The organism is Rhodopirellula sp. SH410 (assembly GCF_055811895.1).
The window spans coordinates 1,984,099-2,006,430 of sequence record NZ_CM147949.1; the positions used below are offsets into that span (position 1 = coordinate 1,984,099).

Here is a 22,332-nt window from a genome sequence, read left to right on the forward strand (position 1 = left end):
GTGACTGCACCGGAGAAACCCGTTTCTCCTGCTTGGTCGGTGGACGCTTTTCCCATCACCACCGCGTCAGCAAGTTCGTCTTATCGAAAAAATCCGCCACCCTTCATGCAGCGATGCTAGCCTCGGCAGGCGGAATACTGAAAAATGAAGGGGCGACCGCAGTGTCAGTAGCTGATCTCACTCTCAGCGACGTGGTAGACTACGCTGCGATTTCATTCATAGCATTCACGATGTTCCAAGGGAGCGAGACGATGAGAGCCAAACACAGAGCTCAGCGAAGACGCTGGTACACGATCGCCGCAGTTGTCTCCATCACCACTGCGGTTAGCAGTTGGATGCTTGTTGGCGGCGATGTCTTAGCTGCTCAGCCGGAGGCACCCGTGTTTCGCGCCGGCGCTGCCAAGGTGGAGATCAAAACGCCGCTGGGGATGCCGATTGTGGGCAATTGGAATTCACCGCCAGCGACCAATATCCATGACGAGTTGCATGTCCGCTGCTTACTACTGGACGATGGCCAAACCCGTATAGCATTCGCGATCTGTGACAATGTGGGGATTCCTCGCGACGTGTTCGATGCAGCCCGGAAATTGATCGATGCGGAGACCGACGTCGATGCGGGAAACGTTCTGATGGCGGCCACGCACACGCACAGCGGAGTGTCCGCTCGTGATCCACGAGTCGTCAACGGCGAACAGATCCTCAGCGCGTATCAACAACTCGTGGCGCGGCGGATCGCTGACGCGGTTGCTAAAGCGGAGCAGCGGTTGCAACCAGCAAAGATTGGTTGGGGCAGCGTCGAGGTGCCGTCGGAAGTCAACAATCGTCGGTGGTATGTGGATGACGAGAAATTGCTCACCAACCCATTCGGTGGCGTCGACAAGGTTCGCATGAACCCACCGCGAGGGAACGACGCTTTGGTCAAGCCCGCGGGCCCCACCGATCCGGAAGTGTCCTTCATCAGTGTGCAATCTCGTGATGGCAAGCCGCTCGCGTTACTGGCCAACTACTCGCTGCATTATGTGGGCGGTGTACCGGTTGGTGACATCTCAGCGGACTATTTCGCCGCCTTTTCGGAACGCATCGGTGGCTTGATCGGCGTTGAGGATGCCGACTCTGATTTCGTTGGCATCATGACCAATGGGACCAGTGGCGACATTAATAACATTCGCTTCGCGGAAAAGAATTCGCCCTCTAAAAAGTCATATGAGCGGATTGATGAGGTTTCGAAATTGGTGGCTGAAAAGGTTGCCGCGACGTACCCCTCGGTTACCTACCAAGATGACGTTTCACTCGATGCGGCGCATGCGGAGTTGACGTTGGCGATGCGCAAGCCTGATCCCGAAATGCAGCGTTACTTTGCGAGTCTGCCTGACGAGGCAGACGATTCGGCCAATGTCCATCGTTTCGCTAGGATCTATGCAGGGCGTATCAAACGGTTGCAGGAAGGCCCTGATGACGTTTCGGTTCTATTGCAGGTCTTTCGCATTGGTGATCTCGGTGTGACGTCGATTCCCTTCGAGGTATTCGCCGAAACAGGGCTGGATCTGAAAGCTCGCAGCCCGTTCGAGGACGCGTTCACGATCGAACTGGCCAATGGCAGCTATGGGTATTTACCCACACCAGCGCAGCACAAGCTCGGTGGCTATGAAACCTGGATGGGAACCAATCGAGTTCAATTGGACGCGTCGGACAAAATCTCCGATGTACTGTTGTCACTATCAAAGCAGATCAAGAAATAATGACGTTTCAAAGAATCCCACTCGTGATCTTGGCGATCGCGAGCAGCGCCGTGTTTGTGACGCTGCCAGCGACCGGGCAAGAGATTCCTCGACAATCAGCGGCGGCGTCTGGGGACCATTCGCCGGATGAAACGGCGCGGCAGCTACGGGTCCGTGCCGGTGAGACCGTCGCCTTGGCTGCCGCCGAGCCGGACGTTGTCGATCCCGTCTCCGCAGCCTGGAGCAGCGATGGCAAGTTGTGGGTCGTCGAGATGCCAGACTATCCGCAGCCGCGTCCCGGCCAGACGGAAATGCATGGTCGCATTCGCGTGCTCAGTGACCGGGACGAGGCTGGCCGATTTCACACCGTGACAACGTTTGCAACCGGACTGAATTTCGCTACCGGGGTCCTGCCTTGGCGCGATGGTGCCATCGTCACGGCCGCCGGCCAGATTCTGTATCTGAAAGATACCGATGGTGATGGCCGATCTGACGCCCAGGAAGTCTGGTTTTCAGGATTCACGATCGATAATGAACAACTCCGCGCTAACCACCCCACCCTCGGTCCCGATGGGCTGGTCTACGTTTCAGGCGGCCTGCGCGGCGGCCAAATCACGGCAGTCGCCGAGCGTTTTGATTCGCATTCCAAATCGCTCAGTTTGCAGAACCGTGATTTCTATTTCGACCCTCACGGTGGCGATTGGGGCGTCGTGTCGGGAAAGAGCCAGCATGGACTGACGATCGACGATTTCAATCGCCGGATCGGGTGCAGCAATCGCAACCCTGCGATTGAATCCTCCATTCCCGCTGACTTGATCGATCGTGATCCGTACTTGAACGCCGCCGACGGCATTGTGGATGTCGGTCGGGCTGGCTTTGAATCGTCCGTCTCTCCGATCAGCAATGCATGGACGACCAGCAATCTGCATGCGGGGCAGTTCAGTGCCGCGTGTGGCGTTTGTGCTCCTGGGTGGGAGAACGGCCCGGATGCGGAGTGGTTGTTGGTTTGCGAGCCGACGGGGTCCTTGGTGCAGCGTCAATCGTTGCAGCTGATCGACGGAACCTGGCGGAGTGAACGCGAAGATCAAAAAACAGAATGGTTGGCCTGCGCCGATGATTGGTTTCGGCCCGTCGATGTGGTTCCCGATTTCAATGGTGCCGCCTTGGTGGTCGATATGTCGCGGGCGGTGATCGAGCACCCGCATTGGGCACCTCCGGAGCTCAAGAACCGACCCGACACCTGGGACGGAAATGATCAAGGCCGGATCTGGCTGGTCTATTCCGGCGAAGCCGTCCCGCAGGTCCATTCGATCAAGAATGATCGCGCGGCTCAGGCGGCGATTACGGCAGAGGATCCGCTGCGGCGAAGCTTGGCATCGTCGTACTGGTACGCGAACTACACGGCCGATTCGTTGCCCGACGCCGCCGTCCTGGACTCACTCGTCGCGAGTTTGGACCAACCGAAGACGCACCCCAGCGGTGTGGCGAGGATCGCATTGCTGCTCAATGGATGGGGCAAGCTCACCGCCGATCAACTCGAGCGGCTGAGCGCAAGCCAACACGCCAAGGTCCGTGGTTTGGCGGCCGGAATGCGTGATCGCAATCGACCCGATGGCTCACCCCGACGAAGTCTTCTGCAGTTAACGCAATCGTTAAGTGACTCGTCTTTGTTGGTACGTCAGTTGGCACTGCAGTCGATCGCGGTCTCGATCGTCGATAGCGATGACATCGATGTCGCGGCATTGATCGGCTTAGCCGTCCAAGATGCCAAACACGCGCGTATGCAGAAACTATTGGTTTCCCTACCGCCCTCTTCGACGATCGAACTGCTCGGTGCCAGCCTCGATACAGGGGCCGATGTCGCGGTCCCGGTCATGGAGGGTTGGATGCTGCGTGCGTCGGCACAGTTCCCCGCCCGCAGCGCGACGCTGTTGGCCGATTGGATCGACAGCCGAGCGAAGCTGGATGCTCGCGGTTCCGATGCGGACCTCGCGATGCATTTGGCGATTGCGTGGAAAACAGGCTCCGCCACCAAGAAGCTCTCCGAGGCCGGAGACGATCCCTGGAATGCTGAACGTTTGCGCCAATCCATGGCGCGGTTTGCTGTGATCGATCCGATCGCAGTAGCGATCGCGGTCGACGACTCGCATGACGTTTCCACACGTTTGGATGCTCTCGCGTGGTGCCGGACGTTGAACCCACTGCCCACCGAGATCCGTCAGCTCGTTGAATCACGCAACCCGTCGCTGCTGCGTGCGGCCGCCTACCGTGTCTTGATGCAGCGTGATACCGCGTGGTGTCAGGACTACATTGGCGAGCACGCTGATGAGATTCCCCCGTCGGATCGCGCGGCGATCGTGTCGGCCGCCCAACAGCAAACGGCCACGGCGGTTTGGTTGCTAACCAAGATTGAGCAGGAAGAACTTCCACGGACATTTGTCGATCCCGCCGCCATGGATTGGTTCCGGAATCATCGCAATGCCGATATTTCGGAACTGGGTAAACGGACGTTTGCTCCGCCCGGTGATGTGGCGGCGGCGATGCAAGAGTATGCACCGGCGCTGCAGCAGGTCGAAACCGCCGACGTTGTGGCGGGCAAAGCTTTGTTTGCTGAGCACTGTTCGAGTTGCCACCGCATCGATGGGATTGGACACGTCGTCGGGCCCGACATCAGCGACAGTCGCACCAAGACCCCAGCGGCGTTGCTGGCGGCGATTTTGGATCCCAACGCTGGTATCGATGCGTCCTTCGTCACCTACCGTGTGCTGACGGCCGATGGCGAGGCCATCACCGGGTTGCTCGCGGGTGAATCGAGCGATGCCATCACGCTGCAACTCGCCGGTGGTCAAACGCGACGAGTCGATCGGGACGAGATCGAAATCTTCCAGCCCTCGGATATCTCACTGATGCCGAGCGGACTCCAGCGAGTCCTCACCGTCAATCAGATGCACGACCTGATCGGTTACCTCAAACGCTGGCGCTACGCGGCCTCGCCGTAGTGCGGATGGATGACGAGGGGGAGCACTCAGCCGATATCGAGCAGGTGTGCTTCCATCGTGACGCCACCTTGGATCAACTTTGAGATCGGGCAGTCTTTTTCTGCCTGTTTGGCGGCCTCGATAAATCGCTCCGGTGAAGTCCCTGGTATGATCGCGTGGACGTTCAGGTGTGACCTGGTGACGGCCAATCCGTGGGAGGTCTCTTCGAGCGTCACGGTCGCCTCGGTTTCAATCTTGGCCACGGCGAACTCATCACCCCGAAGAATCATTGAGAGCGTCAATGAAAAACAGCTCGCGTGGGCCGCGGCGAGCAGTTCCTCGGGGTTCGTCGTGCCTTGGTTTTGAGTGCGAAAACTGGAGGTAAAGGGCGTTCCCTCGAACGCCTCGTTGCCGCCCGATAGGTAGCCATTGCCCTGGCTGATGCCCCCGCGCCAAACTGCGACCGCCTTACTTTGCATCGTCTGCTCCCTCACTGGAATTGATAGTGGTGAGCCCTCTACTATAGCATTTCACTGCGTGATGGCGGCGTAGGTTCGCTTGCCTTGACGGCCGATCCACAGTCCCATGGGTGTCTCGCCGCAGGATTTCATCCGGCGATTGAGGACAGCGGGATCAAAATCGCCACCACGCACTTTGATGACTTCGGGATACCCATCATGGGCGCGAAACCAGCGGCGAAGTTTGCGATCGTCGCAGCCGACGACATCGATCACGCGGGCTGCGTTCGCCATGTGAGCCCAATCTGCCAAACCCTCTGGATCGTCACAGGTGAGGAAACCACTGGGGCCGCCCACCGGCCGTGTGCCGGTCGCCTGGGCGAAGGCTTCGGTTAACCCCGCCGCACGGATGGCCGGGTCGGGGTCGATGATCCACTGTCCCACACCGCTACCGGAGTGATCCGTGGTGGGGGGCGCGTCGACGGCGACGGCGAACACGCTCGCCACGCCATCGCGAATCGAGATCGCCGATCGGCCACCGAGCGCCATCGCGTGCTCGTTGACCCACGGATGGTTGAGAACCTCGCCGGCCAGCACCGTCTGTTCACGGACGCTACCCCCGGCCGCGATCCAGGTTCGATGGAAGTTTGCCGCAGCCTCGTCGGGAAGTTGCGTGGCGGGAGCGAGTTTGATCAATCCGCCGCGACAGGCGCGCAGCAACTCGGTCACTCGCGACCAATCGGGCACGAGATCACTCGCTGTCGTATGCCGCTTGCCGTCGGCGCGACGATCTGGATCGATATGAATGAGATCCATCTCCTCGATCAGTTGCATGACGGCATCGGTGGTCACGTCGAGTTGATAGAGCGGTGCCGACACCGCGGCGGCGCTCAAATTGGCAGCGTTAAATGCGAGCACGTCCTTGTCGACGTCGACTCCGAACGCGGGGCCACGGCGGGCCAATGCCACCAAGTCACTGCCGAGTCCGCAGCAGAGATCAGCGACGCGACCCGTTCCCATCCAGGTTGCTTTGAGGCCCGCGACGGCATGCTGGGTCGATTGCTGTAGCGAATGACGCGTTACCCACCATGCCTCATCTGCCTGTGCCGGAGGCCCAAACGTCCGTCGGGCTTTGACCTGCAGCGACGCGATGTCGATCAACACCGCGCGGGTTGCTGACGAGAGTGAATCCGGCTTGGATTTCGACTCAGGATCACGACTCAGTTCAGCGAGTCGCGAGCACAACTCCGGCGTGATCTCACCGAGCGCGCTATGTTCCAAGGTGGCCGTTGGCATCACGTTCATTCTTTTCCAGAGCGTAGACATTGTAATTGATTCAGCGCCGACTCCGCGTCGCTGGCATCGGCAATCGCCTGGATCCATCGTACCTGCCGGGCGTTGATCGGCAGTGGAGCGTCGTCGGGCAGTCGGTCGGGACGTAGTCGATGGGCGATGGCGGCAATCAGATCATCGATACCGTCGTTCGGCGGCGCCTGATCGACGCCACCCATTGCACCGGAGTCAAGGGATGTGGCGATGGTTTGGATCAAGCCGTCACCGTTCATGCCAATCAGATCGCTCGCATCGATGCGATCCGATTTGTTGAGCACCCGCAAAATACCTGCGGTACTGGTCAGTTCACCAATGGTATGCTCGATCGCCGAGCGGTCGTTCATCGTCATGGGATCGACAACGACCAGGATCAGATCGGCGGCGCCAATGGCCAGTGAAGCGCGACGGATGCCCTCCCGCTCAATCACACCACCGCCCGCGTGAATACCGGCCGTGTCGCCCAACCGGATTGGCAGGCCGGCGATCACGGTATCGCTGTCGACCACGTCACGCGTGGTCCCTGCTTCGTCGTGAGTGATGCTGCGCCCGTAACCGACGATGCGATTGACCAAACTACTCTTGCCGACGTTTGGAGGGCCAGCCAAGACAACCCGGTAGGGCTCCGTCAGATGCAGCCCCACCGAGCGGCGTTTCGCTAGCTCGGCCGCGGAGAGTTTGAGTTCGCCCCAACATGCGGGCTGCTGAGCGAGTCGTTCGCTCCAGTGGCGTGTCCAATCGAGTAACACGCCACGGCGTTGGTGCAGAGCAATGGCCGCATTGGGCCGCGTCGTGCAGCGGATGAGGACCCGTTCGGCTTCCGCGATCAAGGGCTCATCGGGATCGTGGTGACGTCTGTTGAGCTGCTGGTTCCACGTCGCTGCGTCCACCGCCGTGGCACCGAGTTGGACGAGCGAGCCCATGATTCGAGACACCGCCGCAGCACCGCCATGCCCATGGATTTCGAAATGGTCGCCCGCCATGGGCGTCAATACCACCGACTCACCATCCACCTGTTGGACAACCGAATCGTGGCTGGGACGCCACATGCCGTAACGGATCTGACCCGCTCGCCAGGGTGATTTCGTGGCTGGTTCAAAGCATGCGGATAGAAATTTTTCCGCATCGGGCCCACACAGCCCGACCACGGCAACAGCCGATCGCCCGGCAGCCGTCAGGCGACTGACAATGGTCTCGGTCATGACCGCTTGGCAGCATTCGTCCGCGGTGACAAAGACGGCAGCATCGCCCACAAACGTGCATCGCCAAGGGTGTCAGCGACTAGATGGACGCCATCGAACGGTTGGTCGTGAGAGTGCTCGTTGGGGACTGCGACGGTGATCGCGCCGGCCGCCATGGCGGCGGCAGCCCCGTTGCCACTGTCCTCGAGGACGAGCATGTTGGCGGGGGCAATCGACAGTCGTTCCGCCGCTCTTAAGTACATTTCCGGATGCGGTTTCCCGTGCGTGACATCATCCCCCGTCAGCACAAAGCTGAGTTGATCATGCCACGTTGTCGTTGGCAAAATCATCTCGACGAATTGACGCTGGCTGCTGGTGGCGACGCCGAAGGGCACCCCCGATCGGCTGAGGTGATCGATGAAACGGTCCAGGTTCGGCATCGGCTCGAGATTATCGAGCAGCAACTCCGCATACACGACATTCGATTCGGCAAGCAGCTCGGCAGGCTCGTCATCGAGTTGATGGAAGGCAATCATTTCACCGATCGCGCTCAGTCCCACGCGTCCCATCATCTGCTTCTGCAGATCACTACTAAAGCGATAGCCACGCCGTTGCAGCACGACATCGCCAACTTGGAAATAGATCCGCTCGGTGTCAAACAGCAAGCCATCCATGTCGAGCGCCACACCACGAACATCATGCGCCGATGATGCCTGTGATGGGTTGGGTTGATGTGGGTGAGTTGTCAAAGTTCCATCTCATCAAGCGTATCGACAAGCCGGTCGAGCTCATCTTTGGGTTGGGAGTTGCGGGCGGCTTGGCGTTTACGCAGAACAGCGTCGACACCCACGGTACCACGGCCGGCCAGCAACAACTGTTCGTCACGTTCGCGAGCCGCCGTGGCGATGGGATCGTCTCCACCGGCGGGGGCACCAAACAACTGTGACAGGTCGATTTTGAAACCCTCGTCACCTTCGGTTTCAGCCCCCGCGATGGCGGGAGCCTTGTGCTGTGGGAAAATGATCGCGTTTTCGGGGCAGACGCGACTGCACGCGGGGCAGCCCTTGCGGCAATTGTCCGGCTGCTCGACAAAAATACTCTCGACGCCATCGAGCCCGTAGACTCCGAAGAGACAGAAGTCGACGCACTCCATGCAGTTCGTGCAGCGACTGTAGTCGATCACCGGGTACCAACGCCGGCCCGTCGTCTCCTCAACCGTTTCGATGGTCCCGCCGACGATCGGCAGCGTCCGCGTCGGGGCGACGCCAACGCCCATGATACGCTGGATTTCAGCGACGAAGTCCGACGTGGTTTCGGATGTCCGGAGGTCGATCGAGTAAATCTTTCGTTCGGGGCGAGGGTACATCTCCGTCATCCGCAGCACCGCTTCGGGTTCGCTCGACCCGTTGGGCACCTGACCGTTCGACCCGTTGTCGGGCACCTGACGGCTCGCAACGGCGGCCTGCTCCGGCAAATCATCGGCCGCTTCTTCGCCGCCCAGTTCCACGGTCCCCACCCGGCCACCGATCCCGTTGCGGTCGAGTACCCAGTGGGCAGCGCGGGGAAAAATCCAACTCGCGAGGATGATGTCCCCACCAATTTCGCGCAGTCGGGTCACCGTCTCACCACTCTTGGGCAAGTCATACAGGTGGGGGACCACCACCACTTCTAGCTCAGGGATCTTACCGCCCGCGTCCGCAATCGCGTCTTCCAAGGCCCGTTTGGCGGGGTTCCGCGACTGGCCCTTGGAAACCACCAAGGTGAACGATTGTGTTTTCTCGGCAAGGATCATGAGGAGAATTCAGTGGGAAGATGGCGGCAAACATCACCACTCTATCGTGACCACTCCCGCCCGGATGATCAAGCCACCCCGCCTCGCCCGTCAACGACGCAGTCGGGTGGTATGGATCCATCCAACGTGCCCGCAACGTGTCAAAAGGGGTTAGTTTTCGGCGGTGGTCGTGATGGCACCGTTCGCTTGCGAGTCTTGGTCCGTATTTTTCAGCCTGACGAGGATCTCGTTGCGACGCAGCGGAGCGGGCGTGAATGGGGGATCATAACCGGCCGCTTCTGCGGTGGTTTCCCCCTCTAATCCGCGTTCCTCTAACCACGCCCGTAGTTTTGCCTCTTGCTCTTTGGCGACCTTGGAACTCAGACGCCCCGGAAAACGGATCACGGCAAATTGACCGCCCTTGCGTTCGCGAACTTTCACCCCATCACCACTGGGCTCGGGAACGCCTTGTTCAACGACTTCTTTGGGCACGACGAAGCCCATCGATGTGTCGGACTGACCCGCTCTGCCCTCCATGAACACGGGGGTGGTCATGGCGATTTTTTGATCTGCCGCGTTGGCGCCACTGATATATTGGAACAGACGCATGAAGCTGCCGTCACGGCCGTTCGAATCCATCTTCGAATCAGTCGCGACCAACATCAGATCCGGGTACTCGCGAATCTCGATATTTCCATCGGTCTCGACGACTTTGTAATCGGCAGACTCGTACGCCCCACGGGCGGTCAGCGTCCAAGCAGCCGTCCCGATCAAAATCAATCCGAGGACGGTAGCGGTGTAAGTCATTTGTTTCTTCATAGCCTGGTAACTCTTTAATAGAGGTGGGGAGATTATCAAGGTTCTAGCAGGGCAATGAGAATTGACCAACAAAATGAGGCGCTGAGTCTCCATCTGACGACGCCGATTGCTGGGTTAGAGACCTTGAATTCGGCGCGTTCGATTGTCTTGCGGTCGCTTACCTCGGTTCGTCCTCCGCACCCTTCCCGCAGCCCCGCAGGCGGACGCCCAATGCAAAACGCTGCCGCCGCTTCGCCATTGGCGCGTGTCTCACGCTGAGTGAGGTCATCCGTCTTCAGTCGACGTCGCTCACGATCCGGGGCTCGGTCATTAGCAGGCAGTACGCCCAGAGAAGCAGCCGGTACGCCCAGCGAAATAAGACGAATCGAACAAAAACGCAGTCTTCGAAAGCAACGAGACTGTTTTTTGCGGCAAGAGAAATCTGTCGCTGATGGCTAACTTATTTGGGTCGCGTGGCTTACGATGGGTTTGGCACCGCACCACACCATCAAGGAAAACGCCATGAGCAGCATCGAAGTTGGCTGCCGACTGAACTATCGCGTCCGCTCACCCGCCGTGTTTCTGTTGAATGTTTCTGTCGCCCGAAACATTCACCAGAGCGTGAGTTCGGAGACTTTGGAGATTCAGCCTTTCCAAACGGTGGAGGAATGTGAAGTCGGTGCGTTGGGCAATCGGATCGTTCGGCTCAATGCACCGCCAGGCGAATTGGCGATCAATTATCGTGCCACCGTGGGGCTGCAAGCGGATGCAGTGGACTCCACGAATGTTTGTGAAACGGATTACGAACAACTTCCCGCCGATGTCCTTTCGTACCTCAATCCGAGTCGCTATTGCGAGTCGGACAAGTTGTATCGATTTGCATTTGAAGAATTTGGTCAGTTGCTTCCAGGCTATTCGCGAGTCACGGCGATCTGCAATTGGACATTTGAGCAACTCTCGTACACCCCTGGCAGCACGGGGCCGACGACGACAGCCTGCGATGTGTTGCTGCAGCGGACGGGTGTGTGCCGAGATTACGCCCACGTCGCGATCAGTCTGTGCCGGGCGATGGGGATTCCCGCCCGCTATGTCTCTGGTTACGCCGTTAATCTGCAGCCGCCCGACTTCCACGGCTTCTTCGAAGCGTATTTGGACAGACGCTGGTTCCTCTTTGATGCCACCCGTCTGGCGCCCGTTGGGGGTCTGGTCCGCATTGGAACCGGTCGCGATGCCGCTGACGTCGCATTTGCGTCGATTCGAGGGGAAGCGGAGTGCGTGGGCATCGATGTGTGGGCAAATAACATGGACCCGAGCGACGGCCTACTCAGCTCCGACAACGTGCAGACGGGTGTGAGTTCGGCATAGCAGTGCTCGTTGAGTCGCCAATCGCTGACTTTGCGATTGCGTGGCCCCAGGGGCGTGGTAGCATACCACGTTGGCCTGCGCGAAATGATGCACTCAGGTGCCCCGCCGATCTGCCGCTGTAAATCGCGGTCGACGACTCCTTTTTCGCAACCCGCTATTTGCTTTCGCCGAAGACTCTCTTCGCCTGACAGATCGCAGCAGGTCTTTGCATTCGCCCAAGGAGGCGATCATGGTGGCTGGATCTGTTGAACCGGCTGTGTTGCTCCACGGATTGGTGGCGACGCGTTTCAAAACTCAGTGGGGTGAGCATTGAGGGCCTGACCGGCAGCGGGTGTGCCACCCGCGATCGTGGCAAACTCAGGCGATGAAAACGACTCGTTATCAACGGGTCCGACCCCTGTTCGAATTGGCCCCCAGGAAAATGTAAATGGAACGCATGGAAGGAAAGACGCTTTCGAGTGGGCTCGCCCAAGGGGTTGCTGTCGTCGTTGGCTACGAGTTGCAGCGAACGCTTCCCACTACGAACTTTGGTGAGCCCGACAGCATTCTCCGCGCAGAGGTTCAGCTCGAGTGTGATCGAATGGATGGGGCGTTAGAGAAATCGAAGCAGGACCTGAACACATTCACTTCGGTCGCTAGCGAAAAACCGTCACTTGCCGCGGCAGTCGAACTGTTATCGGCTCATACGGCGATGGCTGGCGAAATTGCGTCTTCCGTCAAAGACCGGATCTCGAGCAGTCTTGTCGGTGTCGAAGACGCACTCGATGCGGTGATCGGCCAGTGGATCAGTCGCATGCAAAAGATCGACAACGAGTACCTTCGCGAGCGAGAGACCGATGTCAGAGACGTCGGGCAGCGTCTGATGCGGCATCTCATCGGCGTCGCGCCCGTCGGCGAAGTTGAATATCCGCATGGCTCAATCGTCGTCACGCGTGAGCTCATTCCATCGGACGCGATTGCCCTGGCTAACTCGGGTGTCGTGGGGATTGTGACGCAGTTCGGCGGGACACTCGGACACACCGCCATCATCGCTCGATCACTCGGGATTCCGGCTGTATCGGGGATCCCGAATGTCACCCAGCAAATTGCCAGTGGCATGACACTGTTGGTCGACGGAGATGCTGGTATCGTCATCGCCGAGCCAACGAAGGAGCAACGGAAAACGTTTTCAGACGCCATGGCTGATGCCAAACGCGAGTCGCAGCGAGACGAAGGGATCGACGTCGGGCCGTGTCGAACCCTCGACGGAACCGAGATTTCGCTCTTCGCGAATGTTGGATTGCCGGCTGACCTCGACCACGTTTTGGCTCGCGAATTCGCGGGCGTGGGGCTGTTCCGTACCGAGTTTCTGTACTTGCAATCGAACGACCGCCCGAACACGGAATCTCAACGTCGCATCTACACTCAGATGGCCGAAGGGCTTAGCGATCGCCCCTTGGTCATCCGTACCTTCGACCTCGGCGGAGACAAGCTTCCGCCGTTTCTATCGCTTGACCCTCACATTGCTCCCTCGAGTTTGAGCTTGCGAGGTTTGCGATTCTCGCTGGTTGAGCGAGATCTGTTTCGAGAGCAACTGACGGCGATCGTGCAAGTTGCACAAACCGCGGACGTTAGAATTCTGTTTCCCATGGTGATCGGCGGGCACGATTTTGGGCAGGCCATCGACATTGTCGAGGAAGTGATGAACGAATGCGAGGCGTTCAGACGCCCGCAAATTGGCGCGATGATCGAAACGCCTGCTGCCTTGTTCTGTTTAGACGAAATCCTCGAACTCGCCGACTTCATCGCCATCGGGACGAACGATCTCACCCAGTTTCTGCTGGCAGCGGATCGTGAGCTCTCTGATGAAAGTGATCATTTCACCGCGATGCATCCGGCGGTCTTGCGAGCGATCCATCAAGTGGTTGTCGCGGCGCAGAAGTGGGATTGCCCCGTATGCGTCTGCGGTGAAGAAGCAGGCGAACCGGGGTTTGCGTCGCTATTGATTGGATTGGGGATTGATGAACTAAGCCTCAGTGTTTCGCGGGCGAGCGAGATGCGTGCTGCCATCGCGAAAATGGATGTTGCAGTCGCACGCGAGTTGGCGAAACGAGCGCTCGCGTGTGGAAGTCCGCATGAGGTGCGCGAGGTTTTATCGGAGGCCGGCCAATCGATGGCTCGATCCGAACAGCAGCGCACTTCGTCACAAGTGCAGGGCGCCAGCACATGACCGCCCGACTGTCGAGCTCACTGCTAGTACAACCATGTGACGTCCGCCCCTCACAGCGAGGATGGGAGGTTGTTGGAGTTTTTAATCCCGCCGTCGTGATGGTCGGCGATGAACTGGTCATGCTAGCGAGAGTCGCCGAGCGCCCGGCGGAGAAGCGGCTCGGCTGGACAGGGCTTCCCCGCTGGTCATCGGGTGGAGAGGCGACCGTGGATTGGACGCGTGATCAGGACCGGCAGCCAACCGATGCGCGGGTGGTCGCGTTAAAAGACAGTGGCGATCTTCGACTGACGTCGGTTTCTCACTTCCAGCTGCTTCGCCAATCGACCGAAACCAGAGCTTGGCAAACCGTTGCTGCGCTGCTGCCCGAGGGCGTTTTGGAAGAGTACGGCATCGAAGACCCTCGGATGACCAAGATCGACGAGACCTACTGGATCACCTACGTGGCCGTCTCGCGATCGGGTGCGGCGACAGCTCTGATGTCATCGACGGACCTCGTGACGTTCCAACGTCATGGAATCATATTTCCAAGTGAGAACAAAGACGTCGTTTTGTTTCCCGAACGCATCGCGGGTGACTATGTGGCACTGCATCGCCCGAACCCACGATCGCACTTTCACCCACCACAAATCTGGATCGCCCGCTCGCCCGACCTTATTCACTGGGGCCGCCATGCTCCGTTTCTCGGCGGGGCTCGTCCTTGGGAACGCGACCGTGTGGGCAGTGGAACGCCACCGATTTTAATCGATCAAGGGTGGCTGACACTCTACCACGGCAGTGCATCCCCCCACATCGCTGGCACGGTCGGCCAATATGCCGCGGGCGCACTGTTGTTGGATCGGGACGATCCGAGTCGCGTGATCGCTCGTTCGAGCGCGCCGATCATGTGGCCCACGATGGACTATGAAATTAGCGGTTTTGTGCCGAACGTCGTGTTTCCAACGGCAATGTTGGATCTGGGCGAGAAACTACAAGTATTTTACGGAGCGGCCGACACCTGTGTCGCTACTGCATTGTTTTCAAAAGCGTCTGTTCTGGGAGCGTTTGGGAACGCGGAATGAATCAGTGTGCCCGAGCGTTCTGCGGTCGGCAGCCACCCCAGCGAACGCAGCGCGTTCGCCCTCATTCGGAACGACGCTATTTATTTAAAGGTAAACTTCAATCATGACCACACACGGCTTACTCAAAATTGCATTCGTTGGCGACTACCTGCCACGCAAATGCGGCATTGCAACATTCACTCACGACCTGCGGGGCGCGATCGCAAAGAGTTCAGGCGCGGAGTGCATTGTTGTTCCCATGGACGACATTGCGGGCGTGTATACGTACGAGAGTGAAGTGCAATTTCGGGTCGCCGAGCAAGAACTCGAAGACTACCGAGCGGCAGCCGATTTCCTCAATTGCAGCAATGTCGACGTGGTCTCGCTGCAGCATGAATTTGGCATCTATGGCGGTTCTTGTGGCAGTCACGTTTTGGCACTTTTGCAAGATCTGCGAATGCCGGTCATCACCACGTTGCATACCGTGCTGTCGGAGCCCAACCAAACGCAGCGTGCTGTCATGGGCCAGTTGATTCGGTTGTCGACGCGGCTGGTCGTGATGACGGAGCGTTGTCGCCAAACTCTGATGAACACGTACGCCGTTGATAGCGACCAGGTGGACGTGATCGCACATGGGATCCCCTGTGTTCCCGACACCGATCAGCGAGTTCTGAAAGAGCAGTTCAACATTGAAGACAAGGCGGTCGCACTCACGTTCGGTTTGCTTTCACCCGGCAAGGGAATCGAGTACGTGCTGCAAGCGATCCCCGAAATCGTGGCTAGTTTCCCCGACTTCGTCTACCTCGTGCTGGGCGCGACGCACCCGAGCTTAATTCGAGAGCAAGGCGAGCGTTATCGAATCAGTTTGGAACGCATGGCGAAAGACTTGGGGATCACGAAGCACGTGAGCTTCTATAACCGGTTCGTTGAACTCGAAGAGCTTACGGAATTCATTGGAGCTGCGGATCTCTACATCACGCCCTACCTGAATGTCCAGCAGGCGGTTTCGGGAACGTTGGCATACGCGTTCGGGTGTGGACAAGCGGTCATCTCCACGCCGTATTGGCATGCCGAAGAACTACTGGCGGATGATCGCGGAGTGCTCGTCCCCTTCGCTGACTCGTCGGCGATTGCCCATGCGGTCATTGATTTGCTCGGCGATGACGATAGGCGTTTGGCGATGCGGGCAGAGGCCCACCGGCTGGGGCGAAGCATGACCTGGGACCGAGTTTCCCAGTTATATGTCGCTTCGTTCAACCGCGCGCGAGAGGAACGCAGCACCCCGCGGAAACCGCTGGCCGTTCGCACTCTCGATGAACAGCCACTCGCGCTACCGAAGATGCAGCTCAGTCACCTGCGGCACCTCAGTGACTCCACAGGCATCGTGCAACATGCCATCTATACGATTCCCGATCATACCCACGGTTACTGCACCGACGACAACGCCAGAGCCTTGATCCTGACAGTGTTTCTCGAAGAGTTAGGGAAAGATTCACCGGAGGTTCATTCACTCGCCTCCCGTTATGCGGCATTCCTCAACGTGGCATTTGACCGGGACAAAGGTCGCTTTCGAAACTTCATGAGCTACGAGCGGCGATGGTTGGAAGACGATGGCTCGGACGATGCGCAAGGCCGCGCGTTGTGGGCATTGGGGACATGTGTCGGTCGGTCCCGTCGGGCGGGATTGGTCGCTTGGGCGGGCGAGCTATTTCATCGGGCGCTGCCAGCGTGCGAGAACACAACGTCGCCTCGAACATGGGCTCTTGGGATCCTTGGGATTCATGAGTACCTCAGACGCTACAGTGGCGATCAAGAGGCTGTCACGATGAGTCAGCGACTCGCCGAACGGCTCATTACGATGTACGACGCGACCGCGACGGAGAGTTGGCCGTGGTTCGAGAATATCATGACGTACAATAATGCGAGATTGTCGCAATCATTAATCACTCATGGACGCTGCTTCCACGAGCCGCGTGCGACCGAGATCGGCTTGGAGTCTCTGCGTTGGCTCTGCGAGCAGCACCTTTCGCCTCGAGGCCGTTTTCGACCGATTGGCTCCAATGGATTCTCCCGTGAGGGTGGCGTGGCGGCGGTATTTGACCAGCAAGCGATTGAAGCTCACGCGATGGTTGCGGCATCCATCGAAGCCTTTGTGGCCAGTGCGGATCCTTTCTGGGTGGAACAAGCGCATTTAGCATTCGACTGGTTCCTGGGGCGTAACGACCTCGGGGAGCCCATTTACGATGCGTCCACAGGCGGTTGTTATGACGGCTTGATGGAAAACCAAGTCAATCAAAACCAGGGTGCCGAATCGACGCTTGCGTTCCTACTCTCGCTAGCCGAAATGCGCCAACTCGCCATGCGGACACTCGAGCGATAGCCAAAACCACTATCCGTCGTCGTCGACGATTTATTCGTTTGCCGACAGTCGTCACTCGTGGCGAATTCCGCCACGAGATTTGATGTGAATCCCAAGCAACGCTCCCCAGGCATATTATGCAAGTCAATCGAACCGGAATCGTACTCTCGCCCAATAAACAACGTGTCGTACTGCGGCCGTTCCAGCCGCCGGGAAACGAGCGTGTGCTGCGGGTGATCGCCCGTGTTTCGACACTCTCGGAACTGGAGGTCGACAACCTGCTGGCGCAAGTCCTCAAAGAGTTCTATGGCCGTCATCAAAAACCGAAGGCATTCTTTCAACAGCGGTTTCACGACCTGCGTCACCACCTGCTCACCGATACGCCCTTGAGCGAGAACCGTCAGTTGCTGCTCGGCGCATACTTCACGCAGGAATACGCCCTGGAATCGGCTGCATTGTTCAATCCCTCCCTGGTGTGGCATCCCGACCAGACGAATCTAGCGCCGGGATCGAGGCGGTTTGCCATGAGTCTGAGGGCAGTCGGTGAGGGACATATCTCGTCGATCGTCTTTCGCAGTGGGACCATCGGCAGTGATTTAAAGATCACCATTGACGACCCCATCCGGTTCGTCACAACGCCACGATACGTGCCGGATTCCTGTTACGATAATGTTTTATTCCGACGCAAGTTAATCGAACTGGGCCTGGGCAATCCATTTACCTACGATGTTCTAGCGGAGCTCCCTGTTGAGTTCACGCTGGATCAACTCGAAACGTGTTTGAGGACTGCACTGCGCGAGCAACGAGCTCGCCACAACGAGCTCGCACCGCTGGTGGAGCAAGTCGTGATGTTGGCGAAATCCAATTACGAAATTCAATACACGCCCGATCACGAATTATCCGAACGCGTGATTTTTCCATTCAGTCCGACGGAAACCAACGGCATCGAAGACGCACGATTCGTTCATTTCCACGATGACGACGGCAGCTGCCGTTACTATGCGACCTATAGCGCCTACGACGGTGAAATGGTGTTGCCCCAACTGCTTGAAACGAAGGACTTCCTGCGGTTCAGAATGCACACGCTCAATGGGCCAGCGGTCTCCAATAAAGGCATGGCGTTGTTCCCGCGAAAGATCAACGGGCACTACGCGATGCTGGGGCGGCAGGATGGCGAACACCTGTTCTTGATGTATTCGGACATGCTGTATTTTTGGCACACGAAAGAGCTCATCGTCAAACCCACCAACCCGTGGGAATACGTCCAGATCGGTAACTGCGGCTCACCGATCGAAACGGACTCCGGCTGGCTCGTGCTGACCCATGGCGTGGGTCCGATGCGAAAGTACAGCATCGGCGCGATGCTGTTGGATCTAGACGATCCATCCAAGATCATCGCGCGACTACACGAACCCCTGATCACTCCCAACGAAGTCGAGCGAGAGGGTTACGTTCCGAACGTCGTCTACTCCTGTGGTGCCATCGTACACGGAGATCACCTGGTGATCCCGTATGCCATGTCCGACTACGCCACCACATTTGCGACGATTGAAGTCGCTGAGCTCATATCGGCCATGACGCCACAGTCGCCTGCGGAGTAACGGTCGATCGAAGTGCGCTTGCTGCATGGATACTCGACAGGCGGAGCAAGTTTGTCGGGAACCGATGGTCAGCCTGCTCCCCTTTCTGTTCGGTTTGGAACGGCCTATGCTAGGTACGTTGTCGCGAATGGATTCGTACTTCGTTCTATTCTGTCTTGCACCATGGAATTGCGGGCTCAGTGATCACCATGCCAGCGAGTTGCCGAATGCGTAATCGAGGAAGTCGCATGTGGATGCCAATGGCGGCGGGTGCGCTTGGGATTTTGGTGACGGCATCGCAGGCGGCTGCTCAGATTCCAGAGGTCTTCGATCCCGCGGGACCGGCGGCCGAGTCGATTGTGAATTTGTTCTGGTTGGTGATCGCCGTCTGCGGCGTCATTTTCATAGCGGTAACCGGGGCGCTCCTCCTGTTTATCTATCGCTTTCGTGAGCGGGCTGAGGATGGTGAATCGGAGCCACCCCAGTTGTACGGAAGCCAGCCGATCGAAATCGCTTGGACGGTCGCTCCCTTAATGATTGTGTTGGTGTTGGCCTTGGTCGTCATTCGATCTGTGGTCGATTTGCGAGTCGATCCACCCGCGGAGAATGCCGAGCGGGTGCGGGTCGTCGGGCATCAATGGTGGTGGGAGTTTGAGTATCCCGATCACGGTTTCACGACGGCCAATGAGCTGGTCATTCCGGTCAGCGATGAGGACACCGATCGGCCGATTTATCTCCAACTGGAAGCTGCGGACGTGATCCACAGTTTTTGGGTGCCGCGGCTGGCAGGCAAGACGGACTTGATTCCTGGCAAGACGAACGAAATGTGGATTCAGGCTGATCATGAGGGGACATTCGCTGGTCGCTGTGCTGAATACTGCGGGACGCAGCACGCAAAGATGTTGATTCGTGTGCGTGCCGTCACGCCCGCGGAGTTTTCCAAATGGATCATCGCCCAGCAGCAGAGTCCAGCATCCTCGGAGACTTTATCCTCGGCAGCCACGGCCGGGCGAGCTCGCTTCATGGACCTGGCATGTGCGAACTGTCACACGGTTCGCGGGACACATGCGACGGGCAAATTCGGTCCTGATCTGACCCATTTGATGAGCCGGCAAACGATTGCCGCAGGGATCATGAAGAATGATCGGGAGCATCTGACGCGATGGATCAAGGATCCCAATTTGGACAAGTCGGGATGCCGGATGCCCGACATGCGATTGTCGGATACCGATGTTGAGCAAATCGTCGACTACATGATCACCTTGGAGTAAACCATGACGATTGCCGAATCCACCATCGAATCGAACACGCCACCCCTGGTCACGCGGCTGCATGGGTGGGTGACGACGGTGGATCACAAACGTGTCGGGTTGATGTACCTGATGATGAGTTTGTTTTTCCTGGTCATCGGTGGCCTGGAAGTTATCTGGATTCGCATGCAGTTATGGTCTCCCAATAACACCCTGGTTGACGCTGATACGTTCAATCAGCTCTTCACGATGCACGGTACCACGATGATTTTTTTCGTGGTCATGCCGATGATCGCGGGGTTTTCTAACTACCTGATCCCGTTGATGATCGGGTCGCGTGACGTGGCGTTTCCGAGGCTCAACGCGTTGGGATTCTGGATGTCGTTGTTTGGCGGCACGATTCTGTACCTGAGCTATTTCACCGGCGAGGCTCTATACGGGGCTGGATCGGCGCCCGATGTGGGCTGGTTTGCCTACGCACCGTTAACCTCTCCTGCCTATTCACGCGGCAGCAGTGTCGACTACTGGATTCTCGCGACGCTGATTAGCGGCGTGGGAACGCTGATGTTTGCAATCAATTTGATTGCCACGATCGTGTCGATGCGTGCCCCGGGCATGACGATTGGTAAATTGCCCCTGTTCGTTTGGATGATGTTAGTCGACGCGTGGTTGATTGTCTTCGCGTTTCCGCCGCTGACCGCTGCGCAGGTGATGCTGTTGATGGACCGGCATTTGGGGGCACACTTTTTTGATACCCAGGCGGGCGGATCGGCGGTATTGTGGCAGCACCTGTTTTGGTTTTTTGGGCATCCTGAGGTGTACATCATGGCGTTGCCCGCCTTCGGGATCATTTCGGAGGTGGTGCCGGTGTTTTCCCGCAAAGTCATTTTTGGACACACGACGCTGGCCATGTCGACCGCAGCGATCGGATTCATCAGCATGGGCGTGTGGGCTCACCACATGTTCACCGTCGGCTTGGATGATGCGTTGGACGCATTCTTTTCGGCGGCTAGTTTTCTGATTGCCGTGCCCACCGGGATCAAGATTTTCAATTGGACCGCAACGCTGTATGGCGGTCGTCTGCGGCTGCAAACTCCAATGCTGTTTGCACTTGGTTTTCTGTCGATGTTCTTGATCGGCGGGCTGACGGGGGTGATGTTGGCGGCGGTGCCCGTCGACTGGCAAATTTCGGATAGCTACTTTTTAGTCGCCCACTTTCACTATGTGTTATTTGGCGGCAGTTTGTTTGCGTTGATGGCGGGATTCTATTATTGGTACCCCAAGGCCACCGGACGGATGCTTGATGAGACGTGGGGCAAGTGGCATTTTTGGCTGCAGTTGATCGGATTCAACCTCACCTTTGCGCCCATGCACATCACGGGGCTGATGGGCATGCCGCGGCGTGTCTACACGTACCAGCCCGGACAGGGGTGGGAGATTTGGAATCAGATCTCGACGATCGGCGGCTTTGTGATGGGTGCTGGTTTCGCGGTCCTGTTCGTCAATTTGCTCTGGTCGCTGCGGCATGGCAAGGTTGCTGGCGACGATCCTTGGGACGCGTGGACGTTGGAATGGGCGACCAGTTCACCACCGGCGTCTTACAATTTTGAAAAGATACCCGTCGTTTGCAGTCGCCGCCCGTTGTGGGATCAAAAACACCCCGAAGATCCGGATTGGTTGCATGAGTGAGATGATTTCCGCGAGCGATACGCGGCCCATGCGTGAACCGGCACCGTCGAAGCACGAACGGATGCCTTCGGCGACGAAGGTCGGCGTATTGACGTTTTTATGTTCGGAGGCTGTGTTCTTCGCAACATTGCTGATCGCATACATCACCTACAAAGGGGCGACGCTGCATGGACCGACACCGGAGACATCTCTGAGCTTGCCACTGGCCATTTTGGATAGTGTGTTCTTGCTGACCAGTAGTGTGACGATTGGGTTTGCGGTCAGAGCATTTGGACGCTGCGACGTTTCGGGATTCACACGCTGGATGTTGGTGACGATTTCACTGGGGGCGATGTTTCTGTGTGGCACGGCCTACGAGTGGTATCAATTGATTGTCCATGATGGGTTGACGATCAGTCGGAATTTGTTTGGTTCGACATTTTTTACGTTGATTGGTTTTCATGCCGCGCACGTGACGATCGGATTGGGCGTGATGAGTCTGTTGGTTTGGAAACATCGGCGACGACAGATGGCCGAGGATAGCGAGGTGCCTGAGTTGGTGTCGTGGTATTGGCACTTGGTCGACACGGTGTGGATCGTGATCGTGGCCGTGGTGTATTTGTAGTCCTCT

16 protein-coding genes are annotated in these 22,332 nt (G+C 58.0%); 10 read left to right on the forward strand and 6 right to left on the reverse strand.

Annotated elements, in window-relative coordinates:
- The first annotated feature begins 251 nt into the window (after positions 1 to 251).
- Together SH410x_RS07470 and SH410x_RS07475 are read left to right on the forward strand one after the other, a co-directional pair.
- Positions 252 to 1,739 carry a hypothetical protein gene (locus SH410x_RS07470; protein ID WP_473675863.1) on the forward strand — a complete coding sequence of 496 codons (1,488 nt, stop codon included), beginning with the start codon at positions 252 to 254 and terminating at the stop codon, positions 1,737 to 1,739.
- Entirely contained in the window at positions 1,739 to 4,717 is a 2,979-nt protein-coding gene (locus tag SH410x_RS07475; RefSeq protein ID WP_473675864.1) for a PVC-type heme-binding CxxCH protein, read from the forward strand. Before SH410x_RS07470 ends, SH410x_RS07475 begins: the two co-directional genes overlap by 1 nt.
- Positions 4,718 to 4,743: 26 nt before the next feature.
- Here SH410x_RS07475 and SH410x_RS07480 read toward each other — a convergent pair whose 3' ends face one another.
- The 6 genes from SH410x_RS07480 to SH410x_RS07505 form a co-directional block, all read right to left on the reverse strand.
- Positions 4,744 to 5,175 (reverse strand): OsmC family peroxiredoxin, encoded by a 432-nt coding sequence (locus SH410x_RS07480; RefSeq protein WP_473675865.1) that lies wholly within the window; start codon positions 5,173 to 5,175, stop codon positions 4,744 to 4,746.
- 51 nt (positions 5,176 to 5,226) lie between these two features.
- Positions 5,227 to 6,450 carry a class I SAM-dependent methyltransferase gene (locus tag SH410x_RS07485; RefSeq protein ID WP_473675866.1) on the reverse strand — a complete coding sequence of 408 codons (1,224 nt, stop codon included), beginning with the start codon at positions 6,448 to 6,450 and terminating at the stop codon, positions 5,227 to 5,229.
- A gap of 5 nt (positions 6,451 to 6,455) precedes the next feature.
- Positions 6,456 to 7,685 (reverse strand): GTPase, encoded by a 1,230-nt coding sequence (locus SH410x_RS07490; RefSeq protein WP_473675867.1) that lies wholly within the window; start codon positions 7,683 to 7,685, stop codon positions 6,456 to 6,458.
- Entirely contained in the window at positions 7,682 to 8,413 is a 732-nt protein-coding gene (locus tag SH410x_RS07495; protein ID WP_473675868.1) for an HAD family hydrolase, read from the reverse strand. The genes SH410x_RS07490 and SH410x_RS07495 overlap by 4 nt, the downstream gene beginning before the upstream one ends.
- A complete protein-coding gene (locus SH410x_RS07500; protein WP_473675869.1) occupies positions 8,410 to 9,456 on the reverse strand; it encodes an ATP-binding protein in 1,047 nt (348 codons plus the stop codon). Before SH410x_RS07500 ends, SH410x_RS07495 begins: the two co-directional genes overlap by 4 nt.
- A gap of 150 nt (positions 9,457 to 9,606) precedes the next feature.
- Positions 9,607 to 10,254 carry an SOUL family heme-binding protein gene (locus tag SH410x_RS07505; protein WP_473675870.1) on the reverse strand — a complete coding sequence of 216 codons (648 nt, stop codon included), beginning with the start codon at positions 10,252 to 10,254 and terminating at the stop codon, positions 9,607 to 9,609.
- Between the two features lie 501 nt (positions 10,255 to 10,755).
- On the opposite strand from SH410x_RS07505, the gene SH410x_RS07510 reads away from it, so the two are divergent.
- The 8 genes from SH410x_RS07510 to SH410x_RS07545 all read left to right on the forward strand — a co-directional run bounded on the left by SH410x_RS07510 (position 10,756) and on the right by SH410x_RS07545 (position 22,326).
- On the forward strand, positions 10,756 to 11,598 hold the full coding sequence (locus SH410x_RS07510; protein ID WP_473675871.1) for a transglutaminase-like domain-containing protein: 843 nt from the start codon (positions 10,756 to 10,758) through the stop codon (positions 11,596 to 11,598).
- 427 nt (positions 11,599 to 12,025) lie between these two features.
- A complete protein-coding gene (ptsP, locus tag SH410x_RS07515) occupies positions 12,026 to 13,807 on the forward strand; it encodes a phosphoenolpyruvate--protein phosphotransferase (protein WP_473675872.1) in 1,782 nt (593 codons plus the stop codon).
- Complete coding sequence (locus tag SH410x_RS07520) at positions 13,804 to 14,865, forward strand: glycoside hydrolase family 130 protein (protein WP_473675873.1); 1,062 nt, start codon at positions 13,804 to 13,806, stop codon at positions 14,863 to 14,865. The genes ptsP and SH410x_RS07520 overlap by 4 nt, the downstream gene beginning before the upstream one ends.
- Positions 14,866 to 14,968: 103 nt before the next feature.
- Complete coding sequence (locus SH410x_RS07525) at positions 14,969 to 17,224, forward strand: glycosyltransferase family 4 protein (RefSeq protein ID WP_473675874.1); 2,256 nt, start codon at positions 14,969 to 14,971, stop codon at positions 17,222 to 17,224.
- A gap of 116 nt (positions 17,225 to 17,340) precedes the next feature.
- On the forward strand, positions 17,341 to 18,804 hold the full coding sequence (locus SH410x_RS07530; protein ID WP_473675875.1) for a glycoside hydrolase family 130 protein: 1,464 nt from the start codon (positions 17,341 to 17,343) through the stop codon (positions 18,802 to 18,804).
- Between the two features lie 227 nt (positions 18,805 to 19,031).
- Positions 19,032 to 20,054: a cytochrome c oxidase subunit II gene (gene coxB, locus SH410x_RS07535; RefSeq protein WP_473675876.1), complete on the forward strand. Its 1,023-nt coding sequence runs from the start codon at positions 19,032 to 19,034 to the stop codon at positions 20,052 to 20,054.
- 3 nt (positions 20,055 to 20,057) lie between these two features.
- Positions 20,058 to 21,722, forward strand: coding sequence for a cytochrome c oxidase subunit I (gene ctaD / locus SH410x_RS07540; RefSeq protein ID WP_473675877.1), 1,665 nt, complete (start codon positions 20,058 to 20,060; stop codon positions 21,720 to 21,722).
- Positions 21,715 to 22,326, forward strand: a complete 612-nt coding sequence (locus SH410x_RS07545) for a cytochrome c oxidase subunit 3 (RefSeq protein ID WP_473675878.1) — start codon at positions 21,715 to 21,717, stop codon at positions 22,324 to 22,326. The genes ctaD and SH410x_RS07545 overlap by 8 nt, the downstream gene beginning before the upstream one ends.
- Positions 22,327 to 22,332 lie beyond the last annotated feature (6 nt).